Here is a 15,322-nt window from a genome sequence, read left to right on the forward strand (position 1 = left end):
TGGACGCAAGCGTCAAACTTTCACCGAATCCGCGGGCAAGGCTAGGAGCAGGGAATTATCGCCCATCCAGAGTGCCGAAACAACCGAATGGATGACCTCGTTACCCTACATTTGCGTCGAATTACCCGAGTCACTCCATGACGGACAGTCACTACACGTATTTGGGGTGGAACCTTCCGCATTTCCCTACCCGCTTCCGACCGTCCACATGCACCCAGAGCATCCGTCAATGCGCGGTGGGTGACATCAGGGCGCCGTCGACCGTGGTGATCTCCAGCTCACCGATGCGCTGCCAGACCGGCCGCATCGCCACCTCCGGCTCACGGGCGAAGACGCTGCCGCGGATCCGCACGAACACGCAGTTGCCGACCCGCTCCAGCACCGACTGCCGGCGCATGTCGCTCTCCCACTGGTCCGGGCCCTGATAGGCGTCGCCGTCACACTCGATCGCGAGCCGCCGGCCGTCCGGCGCGTTCAGCACGAAATCGATCCGGTAACCGCCGATCCGGAACTGCGGGACCGGCCGGTAGCCACGGCCCACCAGCAGTTTCAGCACATCCCGCTCGAAGTCGCTCTCGCAGTGGACGGCCGGGTCCACCGCGTTGACCTCGGCCCGCTGATCGATGGCGTACGCCAGGAGCCGGCCCCGGGCGTCGTCGGCGAGCAGCGCACCCGGCCGCACCGAGTGGAAGATCCAGAGCTGATCGCGAGCCCGGGACGCGGCCACGTTGATCCGCCGGTGGTAGTCGCGCTTGGTGAACGCCGCGATCCGCGGATCCTTCTCCGAGACCACCGTCGAGATCAGCACGACGTCCCGCTCGTCGCCCTGGAACGTGTACGCGTCGCCGACCCGCAGCCGCCGCCCCTGGATCTCGTCCTCGCCGATCGCCTCACGCAGCTGTTCCATCAGATAGGCGGCCTGCCCGCTGCTGCTCAGCAGGCTGATCACGCCGAGCGTCCGGCCGTCGTACCGGGGGTCCGCGACGATCTTGGTGACCCGCTCGACCAGCGCCGTGGCCTCCTCCAGGTTCACGTCGCCGAACCCGGCGAGCGGCTGCCGCACCCCCGCCTCGCAGAACACCGTCTGGATCGGCGGCAGGGACGGCCGGTCCGCCCGCAACGGCCTGATCTTGCCGTCGTAGTAGTGCCGCGACGAGAACTCGATGATCTGCGGCACGCAACGGAAGTGCTCGGTCAGCAGGATCCGCTCCGGCGAACGGCGGACCGCGTGGTCGTAGAGCGAGGACTCCGGGTCGAAGTGCTCCGCCGACGGCACGCCGTTCAGGTGCCGCCGGATCAGGGCGGTGACCGAGCCGACGAAGCCGAGCTGCGGGCCGATCTGCTGGTCGTCGCCGACCACCACGGCCCGCTCGGCCAGCGACAGCACCGGCAGGGCGAACAGGTCGGCCTGCGACGCCTCGTCGACGATCACCACGTCGAACCTGGCGCCCCCGGCGAACTGCTCGATCGCCCGGTCCACCGACATGACCCAGACCGGTACGGCGGTGACCGCCGACTCCATCGCCCGCTGCGCGTGGGCCTGCCAGGTCGCCGCACCCCGCCCGGTTCCCTTGCCGATCTTGCGGAGGGCGGTGGTCCAGTCGGCCAGCGCGGCCCGGCGCCGGTCGTCGAGCGCCCGGGACACCTCCAGCCACGCCGAGGCCACCACCAGTTCGCTGGTCAGCCGCCGGATCCGGTCACGGGCACGCTCCACCCGGCGGGCCAGCACGGCCGGGTCGACGTCGCCGACCACCTGGTCGAACCAGGTCTGCGCGCGCCGCCACTCCCAGGCCTCCAGACACGCTTGCCCGGAGACCACCGGGTACTCCCCGGCCGCGATCAGCGCGGCCCACTCCGGCGCGGTCACCGCGAGCCGGTCGTGGGCGGCGTGGAACCGCATCACGTCCGGCTGGAGCAGCGCCACCCGGCGCACCTCGCCGACCGCCGCGTCCCAGCCGTCCAGGGACTTCCAGGCCTCGCTCAAACCGGGCCAGGGCGCGACCCGCTCGGCCACGGCCCTCTCCACGGCCTGTGCCTTCTCGCACCCGAACACCTCGGACGCGGCCTCCAGCACCTCGGCCACCCCGGCCAGCGTGGCGGCGTCCACCACCAGCTCACGCTGCGGCATCAGCGCGGCGACCCGGCGGGCCAGCGGCGGCCAGCGGTTCAGGTCGAAATCGAGGGACTGGTTCGCCTCGGCGAGCAGGCCACCGGCCCAGACCTCCGGATCACCCCAGCCACCCGGCGGTTCCGGAACGGCCAGCCGCTCGACCCACTCCCGCCAGGCATCGCCCAGCCGGCGACGGGCCTGCGCGCGGCGGACCCCGGAGATCACCAGATCGACGTCGCCGACCGTGCGCAGCGGCTCGCCGTCGACCCGGACCTCGTCGGCCAGCCGGTACAGGCCGGACTGCAGCAACCGGCTCAGGCCCCGGCCGGCCGCGAACCGGCCGCGGATCTCGGTCAGGCGGGTGAGCAGCAGTTTCGGCTCGGCCAGAATCGGCTCGGGCACCGAGATCCGGTGGCCGGTCACCTCACGGGCCAGCACCGCCAGCTCAGCGAACAGAGTCTCGGTGGTCACCACCTGGTCGTTCCACAGGGTGCGCCAGTGCGTGTCGTCGAGCAACCGGCCCAGCCGGTCGGTCCAGGTGCCCTCGCGCCGGCGCAGCCAGGCCACCGCCTCGCGGAGCTCGGTCAACAGCTCGGTCATGCCGGAACGGCGCTCAGCGCGTACCGCATCCATGTCGACGCCCTGGTCAGCGAGCAGCGACAGGCGCTCCTCGGCCTTGGCGATCCTCTCCCGCGCCGCCGCCGCGGCGGCGGCGTCCGGAAGATCGGAGATCTCCGGCAACGGCCGCATCGCGGCGGCCCGATCCTCCGGCGACAGCCGGGAGGCGAGTTTCAGCAGCGTGGCGAATTCCTCGATGGTCAGCGGCGGCGGCCCGGTGACCGGGTCCGGGATGCCACCGTGCGTGGCGGCGCGCTCCCGCAGCCACCCGCCGACCTCGGCGGGAAGAAGAGCGACCCCACCGATCTGGTACGTCTGAGCCTCGCTCTCGGCGATCAGCCGCAGTCCCGCCATCGCCGCGGACAGCTCGCGCTCCGCCTCCTCGAGGTTGCGGGTGAGCCGGTCCACCCGGCGTGCCTCGGCCTCGGAGTCGAGCGTCGCGGCCCGGTCGGAGAGTTCCCGAGCCGCCAGCTGCAACTGCACGAGCTGGTCCGTGGTCCGCCCGAGCACCGTGAGGCAGAGCGCCTGGACCTCCTCGGGCAGGCCGTCGCGCAGCACCCGGAGCGGCTCCTCCTTCTGCGCGACCACCAGAACCCGCTTGCCGTTCGCCATCAGATGACAGATCAGGTTGCGGATGGTGTGCGTCTTGCCGGTGCCCGGCGGCCCCTGCACCGCCACGTTCCGGTGGTGCGCGAGCCGGCGGGCGATCGACTCCTGTGCCTCGTTCGTCGGCAGCGGCATGAGCAGCCGCTCCCCCACCCGCTCCCAGCTCTCCGGCTTGTCGTCGGGCATCAGCAGCCTGCTCGGCTCGTGCGCGACGATCGCGGCGAGAGAGCCGACGCCACCGGGATCGCCGCCGGTCAGCCTGTCCCGCATGTTCTCCAGGAAGCCGCGGAGCTGACGTTGCCGGGGACGGGCGAAGAGCACGGCGACATCCCGCAGGAACGCCTCGGCGCGGGGCTTCTCCTCGGTGTCGCCGACGATCACCCGGTCGAACCCGAGCCGGGACAGGGCACGGCCGAAGAAGTCACGCCGGCCGGCGTCGTCCCACAGGTCGACCTCGACCGCGCCACCCGGGCCGGCCAGGGCGGCGAGCTGGGCGAGGTGCCGCTCGTCGAGCCCGGCCAGAGCCTCCACCTGGAGCCGGGACGGGCCCGCCGGGGAGACGGTGATCAGGGCGCTGTCGGCGTCGTACTCGATCAGCACCGGGGTGGCGACCAGCGGGTAACGGACCCGGGCGCCGTCGACCGTGGTCTCCACGATGCCGTGGCCCCAGACCAGCTCGGTGGTGGCGGCCGCCATGTCGACCTGGTGCATCCGGTCGAAGAGACGACGGTGCAGGTCACGGGTCTGCTCGGCGGCCGCGGTCGCCAGCGCCCAGGGCCGCCACATCTCGTCGCGCCAGGTCTCGAAGTCGTCGCCCGCCGCCTCGGCCCGCGGCTCGTCGGTGGCGGTCACCTCGCCCCGCAGCCGGCGGCGCAGGCCCGGCGGAACGGCGACCGGCGCCGGCATCTCAGGACGGCCGACGCGCAGCCAGGAGGCGCCGTCGGCGCCGGGACCGCTCTGGCAGCCGGGATGTCCGGGCAGCGCGTGCAGCCAGTGCGCATCGGACGGCACGGTGCGGGCCGGGCGATCCATCTGCGCCCGGACGGCGAGTAGGTAGTCGGCGACCGCCACGGCCCGATCGCGGATCGTCGTGGGCGATTCCCGCTGCTCGGCCATTTCAGGAGTCTAGGGCGTGGCGTCGGTGCTGCTCGGGGGCGGCGCGCAACCCCGGCAACCGCTAGGGTGGCCCCGCTGATCTTGCATCGACGGTCTTGGGGACGTACGTGAATCAGGGATGGGCGAACGTGGACGGGAACGGGCATCACTGGCCCGGTCAACCGGGGATGCCGCCGGCGTTCTACGGCATGCCGGCCGATCCGCTGGTCAGCCCCGATTACGCGGGCTGGTGGCAGCGCGGCATCGCCCTGGCCAAGCAGGTGTGGAAACCCTCGCTGATCCTGCACGCGATCGTGATCGTGCCCACCCTCGCGCTGACCGTCCCGGCCAACACCATGTTCACCGCGGAGAGCGCGACGGTCCAGGAAGCCCTGCGAAACGGCGGAGGCCTACCGCCGATGAACGGCTACCTGCGAGCCATGGCTCTGCTCATGGCGGCGTTCCTGGTCTCCGGCCTGCTGTCCACGATCGCCACGGCCGTCACCGTCCGGCTGGTCGTCGCCGCCGCCACCGGGCAACCGGTCAGCCTGCCGACCGCCCTCCGCGAGGGTGTGCGCCGCGTGCCCGCGCTGATCGGATGGGGAATCCTCGCCGGGCTGCTGGCCCTCGGAGCGGTTCTGGCGTGCATCCTGCCGATCGTCTACGTCGCCGCGGCCGTGATGGTCCTGCCGGTGGTGGTCACGCTCGAACGCGGATCCGGGATCGGCCGGTGCTTCTCCCTCTTCCACGCCGACCTCGGCACCTCGGTGGCGCGTATCGCCACCCTGTTCGGCATCGGCACGGTCGCCGCGCTGGCGCTCGGCCTGGTCGGCATCGTCCTGGAGGCGGGCATCAGCGGAACCGCCGGTGTGGTCGGCTCGACCGTCGCGAACGGGATGTACGCCCTGGCGGCCGGGCTCGTGCTGCCGCCCCTGCTGGTCACCGCGTACGCGGACATGCGGTCGCGGCGGGAGCCGTTCTCCACCGCGTACCTCGCGCCGCGGCCCGTCTGAGTTCTCCCCGCACATGAATCAGGACCGGCCGTGGGCCGGTCCTGATTCATGTGCGGCTCGTGGTTCCCCAGTGGCTCAGGGGAACTGCATGCGGCGGGGACGCGGGATCACCGGAGGCGGTAGCGGCAGATCGTCCAGGTGGCTCCAGCTCAGCATCCCGTTATCGGTCGACTTGATCTCACCAAGGCAGGCGCGGAGCAGACCCAGATTGGGGGCGCCCGCGAAGCCGGCGATGATGACCTCGGGTTTCGGCTCGATCCCCGCGATGACGCCGCAGATCTTCGCGACCTCACGCTCGTCGACGGCGTCGAGCGGGAGCGGGGCTTCGACGGGGGAACGGCGCCACGGTGGGCCGAACCGGCGCAGCAACTCGCGAGCGAGCCGGCCGAACGAACGGCCCACCTCGGCGTCGCGCATGGAGACCCGGGCCGACTGGCCGTAGCACCAGGGCACCACGACGTGCCCGTTGATCAGGACCAGCTGGTAGACCGAGCGCGGGACGCTGATGATCTCCGCACCGGGCAGCGTGCCCAGGAAGAGCACGAGCTCCTCGTAGGGCAGAGGCCACCGGGGATTCCCCAGGACACGTTCCATGGTCTGGGTCATGGCCGGGTGAGCGTGAACCTCGCGGTCGATAGCCGTACTCAAGGCTTCCGGCACCCGGGTCCACAGCTCGTCGGCGACCTTGTCGCCGAACTGCTCGATCAGCCAATCACTCGGACCGACGAGAACGTCTGGACGCATTCCGCACCACCACCGTCCGTGATACCGACGTCACTGCTGGCTTGAAGAGTTGCACTTCCAATGATCGACTGGAAGAGGGAGGAACGAGATCACAACAACGAACATGAATGAAATCGACAATGTCGATCAACACTTAGCCACAACAGCGGAGCACGGCGGCGGCGAGACGCAGAAGATGCAACTTGCACAGAGCAGGATGGGCGCAAGTTGCACGGCCGTCCTACTATTCGCCGGTACCTGATAGTGAAGCGGATAGTTATTTCCAAGTGGTGACACTTAGACAAACAACGCTTCACACGGCGTGATCAAAGGCCGCGTCACCAGCAGCTCATCGCAGGAGCGGATCAATGGGCGAACCACTCGCCACGGCGGCGGCGGCCTGCAACCAATTGCAGTACGCGCGTCTCTTTTCAGGTGGAGCCGCGCGGAGAGGGGTTCACGCCTAGTGATGACCCCGAGGGGACGCCACCCTACTGTCAGATACCCGTCAGTTGGCTCATGGCGTCAGGCGAACCCTCTCGGCGCCGACACTGGTCACGCGCACCTCGACCCCGCGCCGGGATCGGCGATCATCAGCCAGACCAAGATCCGACTTGAATCCGATACACCCCATAATTGCGATTTGCGGCATTCAAAATCGCATACCACGACAGCGGCGTATCACAGCCGCTCACCGGCGGATTTCCGGCAACCGCCCAATCGGGCCCGAACGTTTCCCGCGCACATTTCGGCGGCACGTCAATTACCCGCCGGAACCGGCGATCGGGTCCGGCCGAAATGGGAGCCACGTCTCCCGGTGTTCGGCATACGGGGTGACGTTCTCGGGGAACCAGACCAGCCCCGTGCCCCGGTCGGCGACTCCCATCAGGAAGTCGTAACCACGCACCAGGGCGATCGCGACCGGGCACACGCCGGCCAGTTCGGTGAAAAGCGCCCGGGCCTCGGCCAACTGACGCCCCCGGTCCCCGGCGGTGATCCCGAGATCGAGCACCAGCGGAAACACATCGAGGAAGGACGGCTCCCCGGGATCGGCGAGATCGTTGACATGCAATTCGCCGCCCACCGCTCCGCTCTCCGGCAGCGGGCGGGACAGGAAGGTCTCACCGTTCCCGCCGCGGATCACCGTCAGGCCCACCGCCGGCGCGATCTCGGCGGCGAAGTCCGGCGGCGGGCGGAGGGAGTGGAAGTAGACGTGCTCTTGAGTGGACAACGACGTCGGTCCTCTCGGCTACGGGATGTCCAGCATTGTTCCATCGACCAGGATCACCCGGACCCGCTCCGGCAGCGGTGAGCCGTGCTCCCGGGCATGGCCGGCGGCACGGGCACAACCCCGCCGGACGGTCTCGGCGGTCAGGCCGGCCGCCCGCGTCGAAGCCGGACCGGCTCAGCCACGGCCGTCACCGCCGGCGAGCCGGTCGGCGTAGGTCTCGACGACCGCCCGGCCGACCGCGCTGTCCGTGCCCACCGTCGCGGCGGTCACGGCCGTCACAGCCCCGGTCATCGCGCCGCGGGCCGCCCGCAGGGTCGCCACGATCTCCCGGGCGGTGACCGCCGCGGGCCGCTGCCGGATGCCCTCCCCGAGGTCGAGGGCGGTCAGGTCGCCCCGCGCCCCGACCGTGACCGTGACCAGGCCGTCCGGACTTCGTGCCGTCTCCGAGAGCTGTGCCAGACGCGATGCCAGGGCCTGCGCGCGACCGGCGCGCTCCTCGATGGCTCCACGCCATTGGCCGATCAGTCGCTCCGCCCCGTCCAGGCCCTTTCCGTCGAACATAACGACCGCCTCCATCCACCGTGATGACTACGCGGCAGACGGTAGCGAGACGGGCGCCGGCGTGGGGACGGCCTGTGGATAACTACTCCGGGCAGGGGCCGACGGTGTCCCACGAGTGCTGGAAACGGTCCGGCGGGAGACGCCATTCGAGCAGCACAGCGAGCAGTTCGGCCTCGTCGGCGGCCTCGGCGTGCCGCAGCCGGACGGCTCCGAGGTCGTAGTCGTGGCCCTCCAGACGGTCGGACTCGAACTCCCAGTGCTCGACCACGAAACCGGAGTCGCACGCGACGATGTGCACGAACGACCATCGGTGTGGTTGCGAGGCGGGCACCCGTACGCCGAGCCGCCGGCCGAGCCGCAGCGCCGCCAGGTTCTCCGGCGGCCAGGACCATTCACGTGCGCCCATGACGCAGGGGAGAGTACCGGTTCTCCCCGCCCGGGGCGCTACCGTGCCGGGGTGGGTTCCAACGTGCTCGTCAGCCCGGCCGCGGAGGCCGCCGCCGTCATCACCGCCGTGCTCGACGACCTCACCAGCGGTGACCATCGCGGGGTGGTGGTCGACTCGCCCCCCGGCGCCGGGAAGTCGACCCTGGTGGTGCGGGCGGCCGGTGTGCTGGCCGCCACCGGCGCGCCGATGATGATCGTGGCGCAGACCAATGAGCAGGTGGACGACCTGATCGAGCGTCTGGGGGCGCGCTCGCCGGAGATCGGGGTGGGCCGGCTGTCCGCCGTCGACTACGAGCCGTCGGCCCGGGTCCGGGCCCATCCGGCCTGCCGGGTGGCGGCCAAGGTGGGCGACCTCGGATCACCGCCGGTCACCATCGGCACGGCGGCCAAGTGGGCCACGGTCACCGAGGGCACCTGGCCGTGGGCGATCGTCGACGAGGCGTACCAGATGCGGTCGGATGCCCTGTTGCGGGTCGCGCCGCGCTTCGAGCGGGCGCTGTTCGTGGGTGACCCCGGCCAGCTGGACCCGTTCTCCACCGTGGAGGTGGAGCGGTGGATCGGGCTCTCCTGGGATCCGATGCAGAGCGCGGTGGCGGTGCTGCTGCGGCACAACCCGGACCTGCCGGTGCACCGCCTGCCGGTGTCCTGGCGGCTACCGGCGTCGGCGGCCCCGGTGGTGGCGGAGGCGTTCTACCCGTTCACCGGGTTCCGGTCCGGCACCGGGCCGGGCGACCGCACACTCGCCTTCGGAGCGCCGGCCCGTGACGCCTTCGACGCCGTGCTGGACACCGCCGCCGCCTCGGGGTGGGGGCTGCACGAGCTGGCCGAGCGGTTCACCGTGCGTACCGACGCGGAGGCCGCAGCGGCCTGCGCCACTCTGGCCGCCCGCGCCCTGACCAGGGAGGGAGTCGCCACCTCGGAGTCGGGGTCCGGCCCGCTCACCCCGGACCGGATCGCCATCGGCGCCGCCCACCGCGATCAGGTCGCGGTGATCCGCTCGCTGCTCCCTCCGGAGGCCGCCGAGGTCACCGTCGACACCGCCAACCGGCTGCAGGGCCGGGAGTACGACCTGACCGTGGTACTGCATCCGCTCTCCGGCCGTCGCGACGCCACCGCCTTCCACCTGGAGTCGGGGCGGCTCTGCGTGCTGACCTCCCGGCACCGGCACGCGTGTGTGGTGGTAGCCCGGGCCGGCATAGCGGAGCTGCTGGACGCGCACCCGTCCACCGAGCCGGTGCATCTCAACGTGCCGGTGAAGTTCCCGGACGGCTGGGAGGCCAACCAGTCGATGCTCGCCCATCTGTACCGGCGGTGAGCCACCCCGGACGCCGGCCCCTGCCGGAGGCCGGAGAATTGTCGTACGGTTGTTCTAATGTCGCTCACGGCTGCCCTGGCGTACGCCCGGCACGGAGTTCCCGTCCTGCCGGTGCACACGCCTGGCCCCGGTGGTGTCTGTGACTGCGGCAGAGGAGCCCGATGCGACCGGTCCGGCAAACATCCCCGGCTCCGGCACGGCCTGACCGAGGCCACCACCGATCCGCGTCAGATCCGGCTGTGGTGGACCTTCTGGCCGCACGCCAATGTGGGCCTGCGCACCGGCGTGGTGATGGACGTGGCCGACGTCGACTCGGCGGAGGGCTGGCACGAGTTGCGCCACCTGCTCGGCGGCGACGTCCCGCCCGGCCCGCAGGTGCGCACCGGCGGGGGTGGCCGCCATCTCTGGTTCCGCCCGACCGGCTACGGCAACCGGGTCCGTCTGCTGCCCGGGCTGGACTGGCGCGGCTGCGGTGGCTATGTCCTGGCCCCGCCGTCACGGCATGTGAGCGGTGGCGACTACCGCTGGATCCGCCGGCCCGCGGTGGCCCTGCCGGTGAGCCCGGCGGCGCTGGTGGCGCTGATCGCGGGCCCGCCGCCGCCGCCCGTGCCGCCTCGCCCGCTCCGTCGCCCCGATCGCTACGCGGAGGCCGCGCTGGAGGCCGAGACCGACCGGGTCGCCCGCGCCGTCGTCGGCGCCAGGAACGACACCCTGAACCGGGCGGCCTTCGCGCTCGGCCGGCTCGTCGGCGCGGGCCTGCTGGACGAGTCCGAGGTGCGCTGGGAGCTGACCGCCGCGGCTCGGCACGCCGGGCTCGGCTGGGCGGAGATCCGCGGCACCCTCCGTTCCGGGCTGACCGCCGGGCGGCGGCAACCGTTCGGGCATCGGCCACCGCACGCCGCCTGAGCCGCACCGGTCCGGCCGGCGCCGGGCTCGCCAGGGGGCGGACCGGCCCGCGGTGTGCCGGGGACGGTTCTGCGGGGCCGGATCGTCAGGGCCGGGTGGGCGGGGGGATGTGCCGAGTCCGCCAGGACGGTTCTGCGGGGTCGGGTCGTCCGTTCGGACGGGCCGAAACAGATGATCGGGTCACGGCACAAACGGCCCACCCGGCGCTGCCGCCGGTAACCTGGCGGTCGAAACCGCGGGGGGCGATGGTGCTTCAGTCGGACCTGATCGGCGACGCCGTCCTCGGCGTGCTGTCCGATCCGCGGCGCCTGCGGTCGGTGCGCCGCCTCCTCGGCGGCCCGGTGCCCGACGAGGCCTTCGACCGGGTCGCGATGCTGGTGCACAAGCTGGTCGACGCGCCGATGTGCGTGGTCTGCCTGGTCGACGAGGACCGGCAGTCCCTGGCCGGCCAGGTTGGGGTGCCCGATCCGCTGGCCTCCGCGCGGGAGATGCCGCTGACCCACTCGTTCAGCCGGCACGTCGTCGTGGCCGGCGAGATGCTGGCCGTCTCCGACGTGCGCGACGACCCCCGCATGCGCGACAACCCGATGATCCGCCAGATCGGCGCCATCGCCTACGCGGGCGCCCCGATCACCGACCCGGACGGCCTGATCGTCGGCACCCTCTGCGCCATCGACCTGGAGCCCCGGGTCTGGACACCGAGTGAGATCGCCCTGCTCAGCGAGCTGGCCGAGGTCTGCTCCTCGGAAGTGTGCCTGCGCATCGCCCGGACCGCCGAGGAGGAGGCCCGCCGCGCCGCGGAGTCGGCACACCAGCAGCTGGAGCTGCTCGCCGAACTGACCGAGTCGCTGGCCGCCACGATGGATGTGGACGAGGCGATGCGCCGCCTCGGCGACATCGTCACGGCGGCCCTCGCCGACTGGTGCGTGGTCGCGGTCGCCGACGACCCGGGCGGCCCGGCGCACGTCTCGGCCGCGCACCGCGACCCGGAGCGGGCCGCCGACATGGCCCGGCTCGCCGAGGTGGCCGCCGGCTCCGGAGCCGATCTGCGGGCGATGCTCCAGGCGGTCCGCCGCGGTCGCCGCACGGTCCGCACCGCCGACGGCGCCGCCGACCTGGGAAGCCGGATCAGCGACGCCGAGCTGGCCGAGGTCACCACACGGGCCGGCTTCGGGGCGGCCCTCATCGTGCCGGTGATCTCGCCGGTGCGGCACCGCGCCCTGGGCGCGATCCTGCTGGTCAACCGCCTGGACAGGCGCGCCTTCACCGGGGCCGAGGAGTGGACGGCCGCCGAGGTCGGCCGGCGGGCCGGCCTGGCGGTGGAGAACAGCCGGCTCTACCGGGAGCAGCGGCACGTCGCCGAGGTGCTCCAGCGCAGCCTGCTCACCGAGTTGCCGGCCATCCCGGGGATCGACCTGCACGCCCGCTACCTGCCGGCCCAGGACGGCGCGGCCGTCGGCGGCGACTGGTACGACGCCTTCGTCCAGCCCGACGGGAGCGTCATGGTCGCGGTCGGCGACGTCTCCGGTCACGACATCGAGGCCGCGGCGACCATGGGCCAGTTGCGCAACCTGGTCCGCGGCGACGCCTACGGCCGTGACGAGGAGCCGGGCGCGCTGCTCAGCGCCCTCGACCAGGCGCTGGACGGCCTGCGTGTGTCGGCCTCCGCGACGGCGGTGCTGGCCCGGGTCCGACGCTCCTGGTCCGGCTACGCGGTCGGCTTCGCCAACGCGGGTCATCCGCCGCCCCTGCTGTTGCTGCCGGACGGCACCGTGCAGGTCTGGTGGGTGCCGCCGGAGCCGCTGCTGGGCCTGCCACCCCGGGAGCCGCGCACCACCACACACCGTTACGTTCCGGCGGGCTCGACGCTGGTGCTCTACACCGACGGCCTGGTGGAGGATCGCGAGCAGCTCCTCGACGACGGTATCGGGCGGCTCTGCACGGTCCTCCGCGACCACGCGGGCCGCCCCGGCGACGAACTGTGCGACCGCCTCGTGGAGGTGGCGCCACGTCGCAGCGACGACATCGCCCTCCTGCTGGTCCGCCTCACCTGACGGCGGCCTCGGAGACGCCATCGTCCGAGCCGGCGGCGGCTTCCGGCGTGACGGGAGCTTCGGGGCCGGCGGTGTCTCCGGAGACAGCGGCGGTCTCCGGAACGGCGGCCGCAGCGGGATCGCCGGCATCCGGGACAGCGGCCGCATCGGGATCGCCGGCATCCGGGGCGGGCGCCACCACCGGAGGGCCGCCGTGCGTCCAGGGTGTTTCGGCCGGTTCGGGGAGGCTCCCGCCCGGACGGTAGGCCTCGGTGAGCGTGGTGAGGGTGAGGTGCTCCCCCACGGCGGGCACACTGCCCGGTTCGGCGACCAGTTTCCGTCCCATGCCGCCGGAGAGTTCCAGCAGGACGTCCCAGCCGTCGCCGGCCGGATTGACCGAGATCACCCGGGCCTTCTGGGACGGCCGTGCCGGGGAGGTGAGGGAGGTGCCGGGTTCCACCCGTACCGGCTCGGTGGTGTGGACCATGATCCGAGGCCGCAGGACCGGGCGCTTGCCGCTGTCGTCGACCCGGTCGGGGTTGGCGAGGGTGACCACCCCGGCGAAGGCCGCGCCGGTGAGGCGGTACTCGGCGAGGACCAGCGGGTCGTCGAAGGCGCGCTGGACGGCGTACCGGGCGGCCGCGGTCTCCAGCCGTTGGAGGCGGGCGGCGGCGGCCACCGCGCCGTCGCGGCGGGGTTGCGGTGGGCCGCCCTCGGCGAGGTGCCGGCTGAAGGCGGTGAAGGCGTCCCGGTCGGCGTCCCAGCGCTGGCCGACCCGTTCGCCGACCGGCAGGCCGCGGAGGAGGGCGAGGGCCCGCCACATCCGCTCCCAGGTCGGCAGCAGCAGCTCGTGCAGCACGGCCGGCAGTTCCGGCGCGGCGCGTTCGATGAGCGGCGCCAGCACCCGGTTGTCGAAGTCGGGGTCGGTGGCGGGGCCGGCGACCGGTCCCTTCTCGGCCTCCCGGGCGGCCGCCGCACCCGACTCGATCCAGGCGAGTTGCACGCCGAACTGGGCGTCCTCGGCGCTGCTCTGCCCGGTCACCCAGTGCAACCCGAGCGCCTGCACCGCGTTGACCAGCAACGACGAGCCGGGGACCTCGGCGGAGTTGGCGAAGAAGGTCAGCCAGCGCCCCAGCAGTGGGACGGCGGCCACCACCGGGTACTCGCCGTCGGTCTTGAGGAAGCGGGTGTACCGGCCGAAGAGCCGCAGGAAGTCGACGCCGCCCGGGTTGGGCACCCAGATCTGTGGCGCGTCGACGCATCGCTGCCGGACGTCCTTGCCCCGGTCGATCGCGACGTCCTCGGTGTCGGTGGTGAACGAGTCGGCGTACGGCAGGAGGATCTCGGCGAGGTCCGCGGCGAAGGCGAACCGGTCGTCCCGGTTGCGCGGCTGCGTGACGGTGAGCAGCCGGGGCCGGGCCGGGTCGGTGCCGGCCATCACGGCCAGGGGCGCGTTGGCCTCGCCGGCCATGGCCAGCGGGATGAGCACCATCGGATGGTCGTGCACGTGCAGGTGCCGCACGGTCGCGACCGGCTGGGCCCGCGCGGCGACGACCGCCTGCGCCCGGGCGAGCGCGGTGAGCGTACTCAAGAAAGGGCCTCGGACCGCAGCCGTAGCGCGGCCCGGAGCAGAGCGGCGGCCTCCGCCTGGTCCTCGGAGGGTTCGCGCCGCCCCTCGGCCAGCGCCAGTACCTCGCCGACCGTCTCGATGCCGCCGAGCGCCTCCCGGACGGTCCGGCCCAGCGCCGCCGTGCTGCCGGTGGCCTCGTCGCGGCAGTAGACGGACAGTTCGCAGGCGGAGAGGCACTCCGGGGCGTACCGGGGTTCGACGTGGGCGAGCGCGGCCGTCAGTTGTTCCGGGGTAAGGGAGAGGTCGAAGGTGAGCCCGGGCGGGAGAGCGTCGATCAGGACGGAGATCGACGCCATCCGGGAGAGTTGCCGCCGCAGGGTGGAGAGCTGTTTGCGGACGTCCAGCACGACCGCGGCCGGGCGGAGGCTGAAGCCGGCCGGGCAGACGAGGACGACCTCGTGGCTGACCAGCGCCGGGTCCCGGCCGAGGCGTTCCAGCAGTTGGCGCAGGGCGAGGACGTAGACGGCGGCCTGCACGGCGGCCCCGGAGACCTTGGCGCTCTCGGCCTGGTCGTCGATGATCGCGAAGGATTTGATCTCGACGACCTGGAGACGGCCGTGGTGTGCCCACGCGATGAGGTCGGGTTCGAGGTAGACCGTCTGGCCCGCGACGTCGAGGGTGAGCAGCGGGTGGTCGACGAGCGCGGCCCGGGCGCCGGCGAGGAGCTCGACGGTGCGTTCGTGCCGGTCGCCGAGAGTGTCGTCGTGGTCGGCGCCGAGGTCCTGGTAGGCCAACTCGGAGGAGGCGGCGAGAACCTCGCGCAGGAGCGCGCAGTCGTCGGCCTTGAGCATGGCTTCGAAGGCGTTGCCGCGGGACAGCGCGAACCGGGACTGGCCGAAACTGCCGGGGAAGCCGACCTGTTCGGCTAGTTTCAGCTTGTCGACCCCGGCCGCGTCGAGGACGGCGCGGCGGTCGCAGCCGGGGTTTCCGGTGAGCGCGGCGATGGTCCGGGCGTTGTGGCGCTTGGCCCGGACGGGGCCGCGCAACTGGTCCAGCCTGGTGCTCTGCACCATCGGGAGTTCCATAAGAACTCG

At 72.3% G+C, this 15,322-nt stretch carries 11 protein-coding genes; 4 read left to right on the plus strand and 7 right to left on the minus strand.

The window, feature by feature from the left end; translation table 11 throughout:
- Window positions 1–226: 226 nt before the first annotated feature.
- Window positions 227–4,450, minus strand: a complete 4,224-nt coding sequence (locus QLQ12_RS42605) for an AAA domain-containing protein (protein WP_282766763.1) — start codon at window positions 4,448–4,450, stop codon at window positions 227–229.
- Between the two features lie 107 nt (window positions 4,451–4,557).
- On the opposite strand from QLQ12_RS42605, the gene QLQ12_RS42610 reads away from it, so the two are divergent.
- Window positions 4,558–5,442: a hypothetical protein gene (locus QLQ12_RS42610; protein WP_282766764.1), complete on the plus strand. Its 885-nt coding sequence runs from the start codon at window positions 4,558–4,560 to the stop codon at window positions 5,440–5,442.
- A gap of 75 nt (window positions 5,443–5,517) precedes the next feature.
- Here QLQ12_RS42610 and QLQ12_RS42615 read toward each other — a convergent pair whose 3' ends face one another.
- From QLQ12_RS42615 to QLQ12_RS42630, 4 genes are all read right to left on the minus strand, one after another.
- Window positions 5,518–6,186 carry a hypothetical protein gene (locus QLQ12_RS42615; protein ID WP_282766765.1) on the minus strand — a complete coding sequence of 223 codons (669 nt, stop codon included), beginning with the start codon at window positions 6,184–6,186 and terminating at the stop codon, window positions 5,518–5,520.
- Window positions 6,187–6,928: 742 nt separating this feature from the next.
- A complete protein-coding gene (locus tag QLQ12_RS42620) occupies window positions 6,929–7,396 on the minus strand; it encodes a hypothetical protein (protein ID WP_282766766.1) in 468 nt (155 codons plus the stop codon).
- 174 nt (window positions 7,397–7,570) lie between these two features.
- Window positions 7,571–7,957 carry a YbaB/EbfC family nucleoid-associated protein gene (locus QLQ12_RS42625; RefSeq protein ID WP_282766767.1) on the minus strand — a complete coding sequence of 129 codons (387 nt, stop codon included), beginning with the start codon at window positions 7,955–7,957 and terminating at the stop codon, window positions 7,571–7,573.
- Window positions 7,958–8,039: 82 nt separating this feature from the next.
- Window positions 8,040–8,363, minus strand: a complete 324-nt coding sequence (locus QLQ12_RS42630; protein WP_282766768.1) for a hypothetical protein — start codon at window positions 8,361–8,363, stop codon at window positions 8,040–8,042.
- Window positions 8,364–8,414: 51 nt separating this feature from the next.
- On the opposite strand from QLQ12_RS42630, the gene QLQ12_RS42635 reads away from it, so the two are divergent.
- The 3 genes from QLQ12_RS42635 (at window position 8,415) to QLQ12_RS42645 (ending at window position 12,679) form a co-directional block, all read left to right on the plus strand.
- A complete protein-coding gene (locus QLQ12_RS42635) occupies window positions 8,415–9,719 on the plus strand; it encodes an AAA family ATPase (RefSeq protein ID WP_282766769.1) in 1,305 nt (434 codons plus the stop codon).
- A 57-nt stretch (window positions 9,720–9,776) separates the two neighbouring features.
- Window positions 9,777–10,625, plus strand: a complete 849-nt coding sequence (locus tag QLQ12_RS42640) for a bifunctional DNA primase/polymerase (protein WP_282766770.1) — start codon at window positions 9,777–9,779, stop codon at window positions 10,623–10,625.
- Window positions 10,626–10,870: 245 nt separating this feature from the next.
- On the plus strand, window positions 10,871–12,679 hold the full coding sequence (locus QLQ12_RS42645) for a GAF domain-containing SpoIIE family protein phosphatase (protein ID WP_282766771.1): 1,809 nt from the start codon (window positions 10,871–10,873) through the stop codon (window positions 12,677–12,679).
- Here QLQ12_RS42645 and QLQ12_RS42650 read toward each other — a convergent pair.
- Window positions 12,672–14,249 carry a hypothetical protein gene (locus tag QLQ12_RS42650; protein ID WP_282766772.1) on the minus strand — a complete coding sequence of 526 codons (1,578 nt, stop codon included), beginning with the start codon at window positions 14,247–14,249 and terminating at the stop codon, window positions 12,672–12,674. The two genes, QLQ12_RS42645 and QLQ12_RS42650, sit on opposite strands and share 8 nt — an antisense overlap.
- Window positions 14,246–15,313 (minus strand): hypothetical protein, encoded by a 1,068-nt coding sequence (locus tag QLQ12_RS42655; RefSeq protein ID WP_282766773.1) that lies wholly within the window; start codon window positions 15,311–15,313, stop codon window positions 14,246–14,248. The genes QLQ12_RS42650 and QLQ12_RS42655 overlap by 4 nt, the downstream gene beginning before the upstream one ends.
- Window positions 15,314–15,322 lie beyond the last annotated feature (9 nt).

Origin of the sequence: Actinoplanes sandaracinus (assembly GCF_030009775.1) — a bacterium.
Lineage (GTDB): Bacteria > Actinomycetota > Actinomycetes > Mycobacteriales > Micromonosporaceae > Actinoplanes > Actinoplanes sandaracinus.

What these genes read in the sequence shown, in the direction of transcription:
- QLQ12_RS42605 (WP_282766763.1), bottom strand. Translation starts at nt 4,450, where the DNA reads ATGGCCGAGCAGCGGGAATCGCCCACGACGATCCGCGATCGGGCCGTG.
- QLQ12_RS42615 (WP_282766765.1), bottom strand. Translation starts at nt 6,186, where the DNA reads ATGCGTCCAGACGTTCTCGTCGGTCCGAGTGATTGGCTGATCGAGCAG.
- QLQ12_RS42625 (WP_282766767.1), bottom strand. Translation starts at nt 7,957, where the DNA reads ATGTTCGACGGAAAGGGCCTGGACGGGGCGGAGCGACTGATCGGCCAA.
- QLQ12_RS42630 (WP_282766768.1), bottom strand. Translation starts at nt 8,363, where the DNA reads ATGGGCGCACGTGAATGGTCCTGGCCGCCGGAGAACCTGGCGGCGCTG.
- QLQ12_RS42640 (WP_282766770.1), top strand. Translation starts at nt 9,777, where the DNA reads ATGTCGCTCACGGCTGCCCTGGCGTACGCCCGGCACGGAGTTCCCGTC.
- QLQ12_RS42645 (WP_282766771.1), top strand. Translation starts at nt 10,871, where the DNA reads ATGGTGCTTCAGTCGGACCTGATCGGCGACGCCGTCCTCGGCGTGCTG.
- QLQ12_RS42655 (WP_282766773.1), bottom strand. Translation starts at nt 15,313, where the DNA reads ATGGAACTCCCGATGGTGCAGAGCACCAGGCTGGACCAGTTGCGCGGC.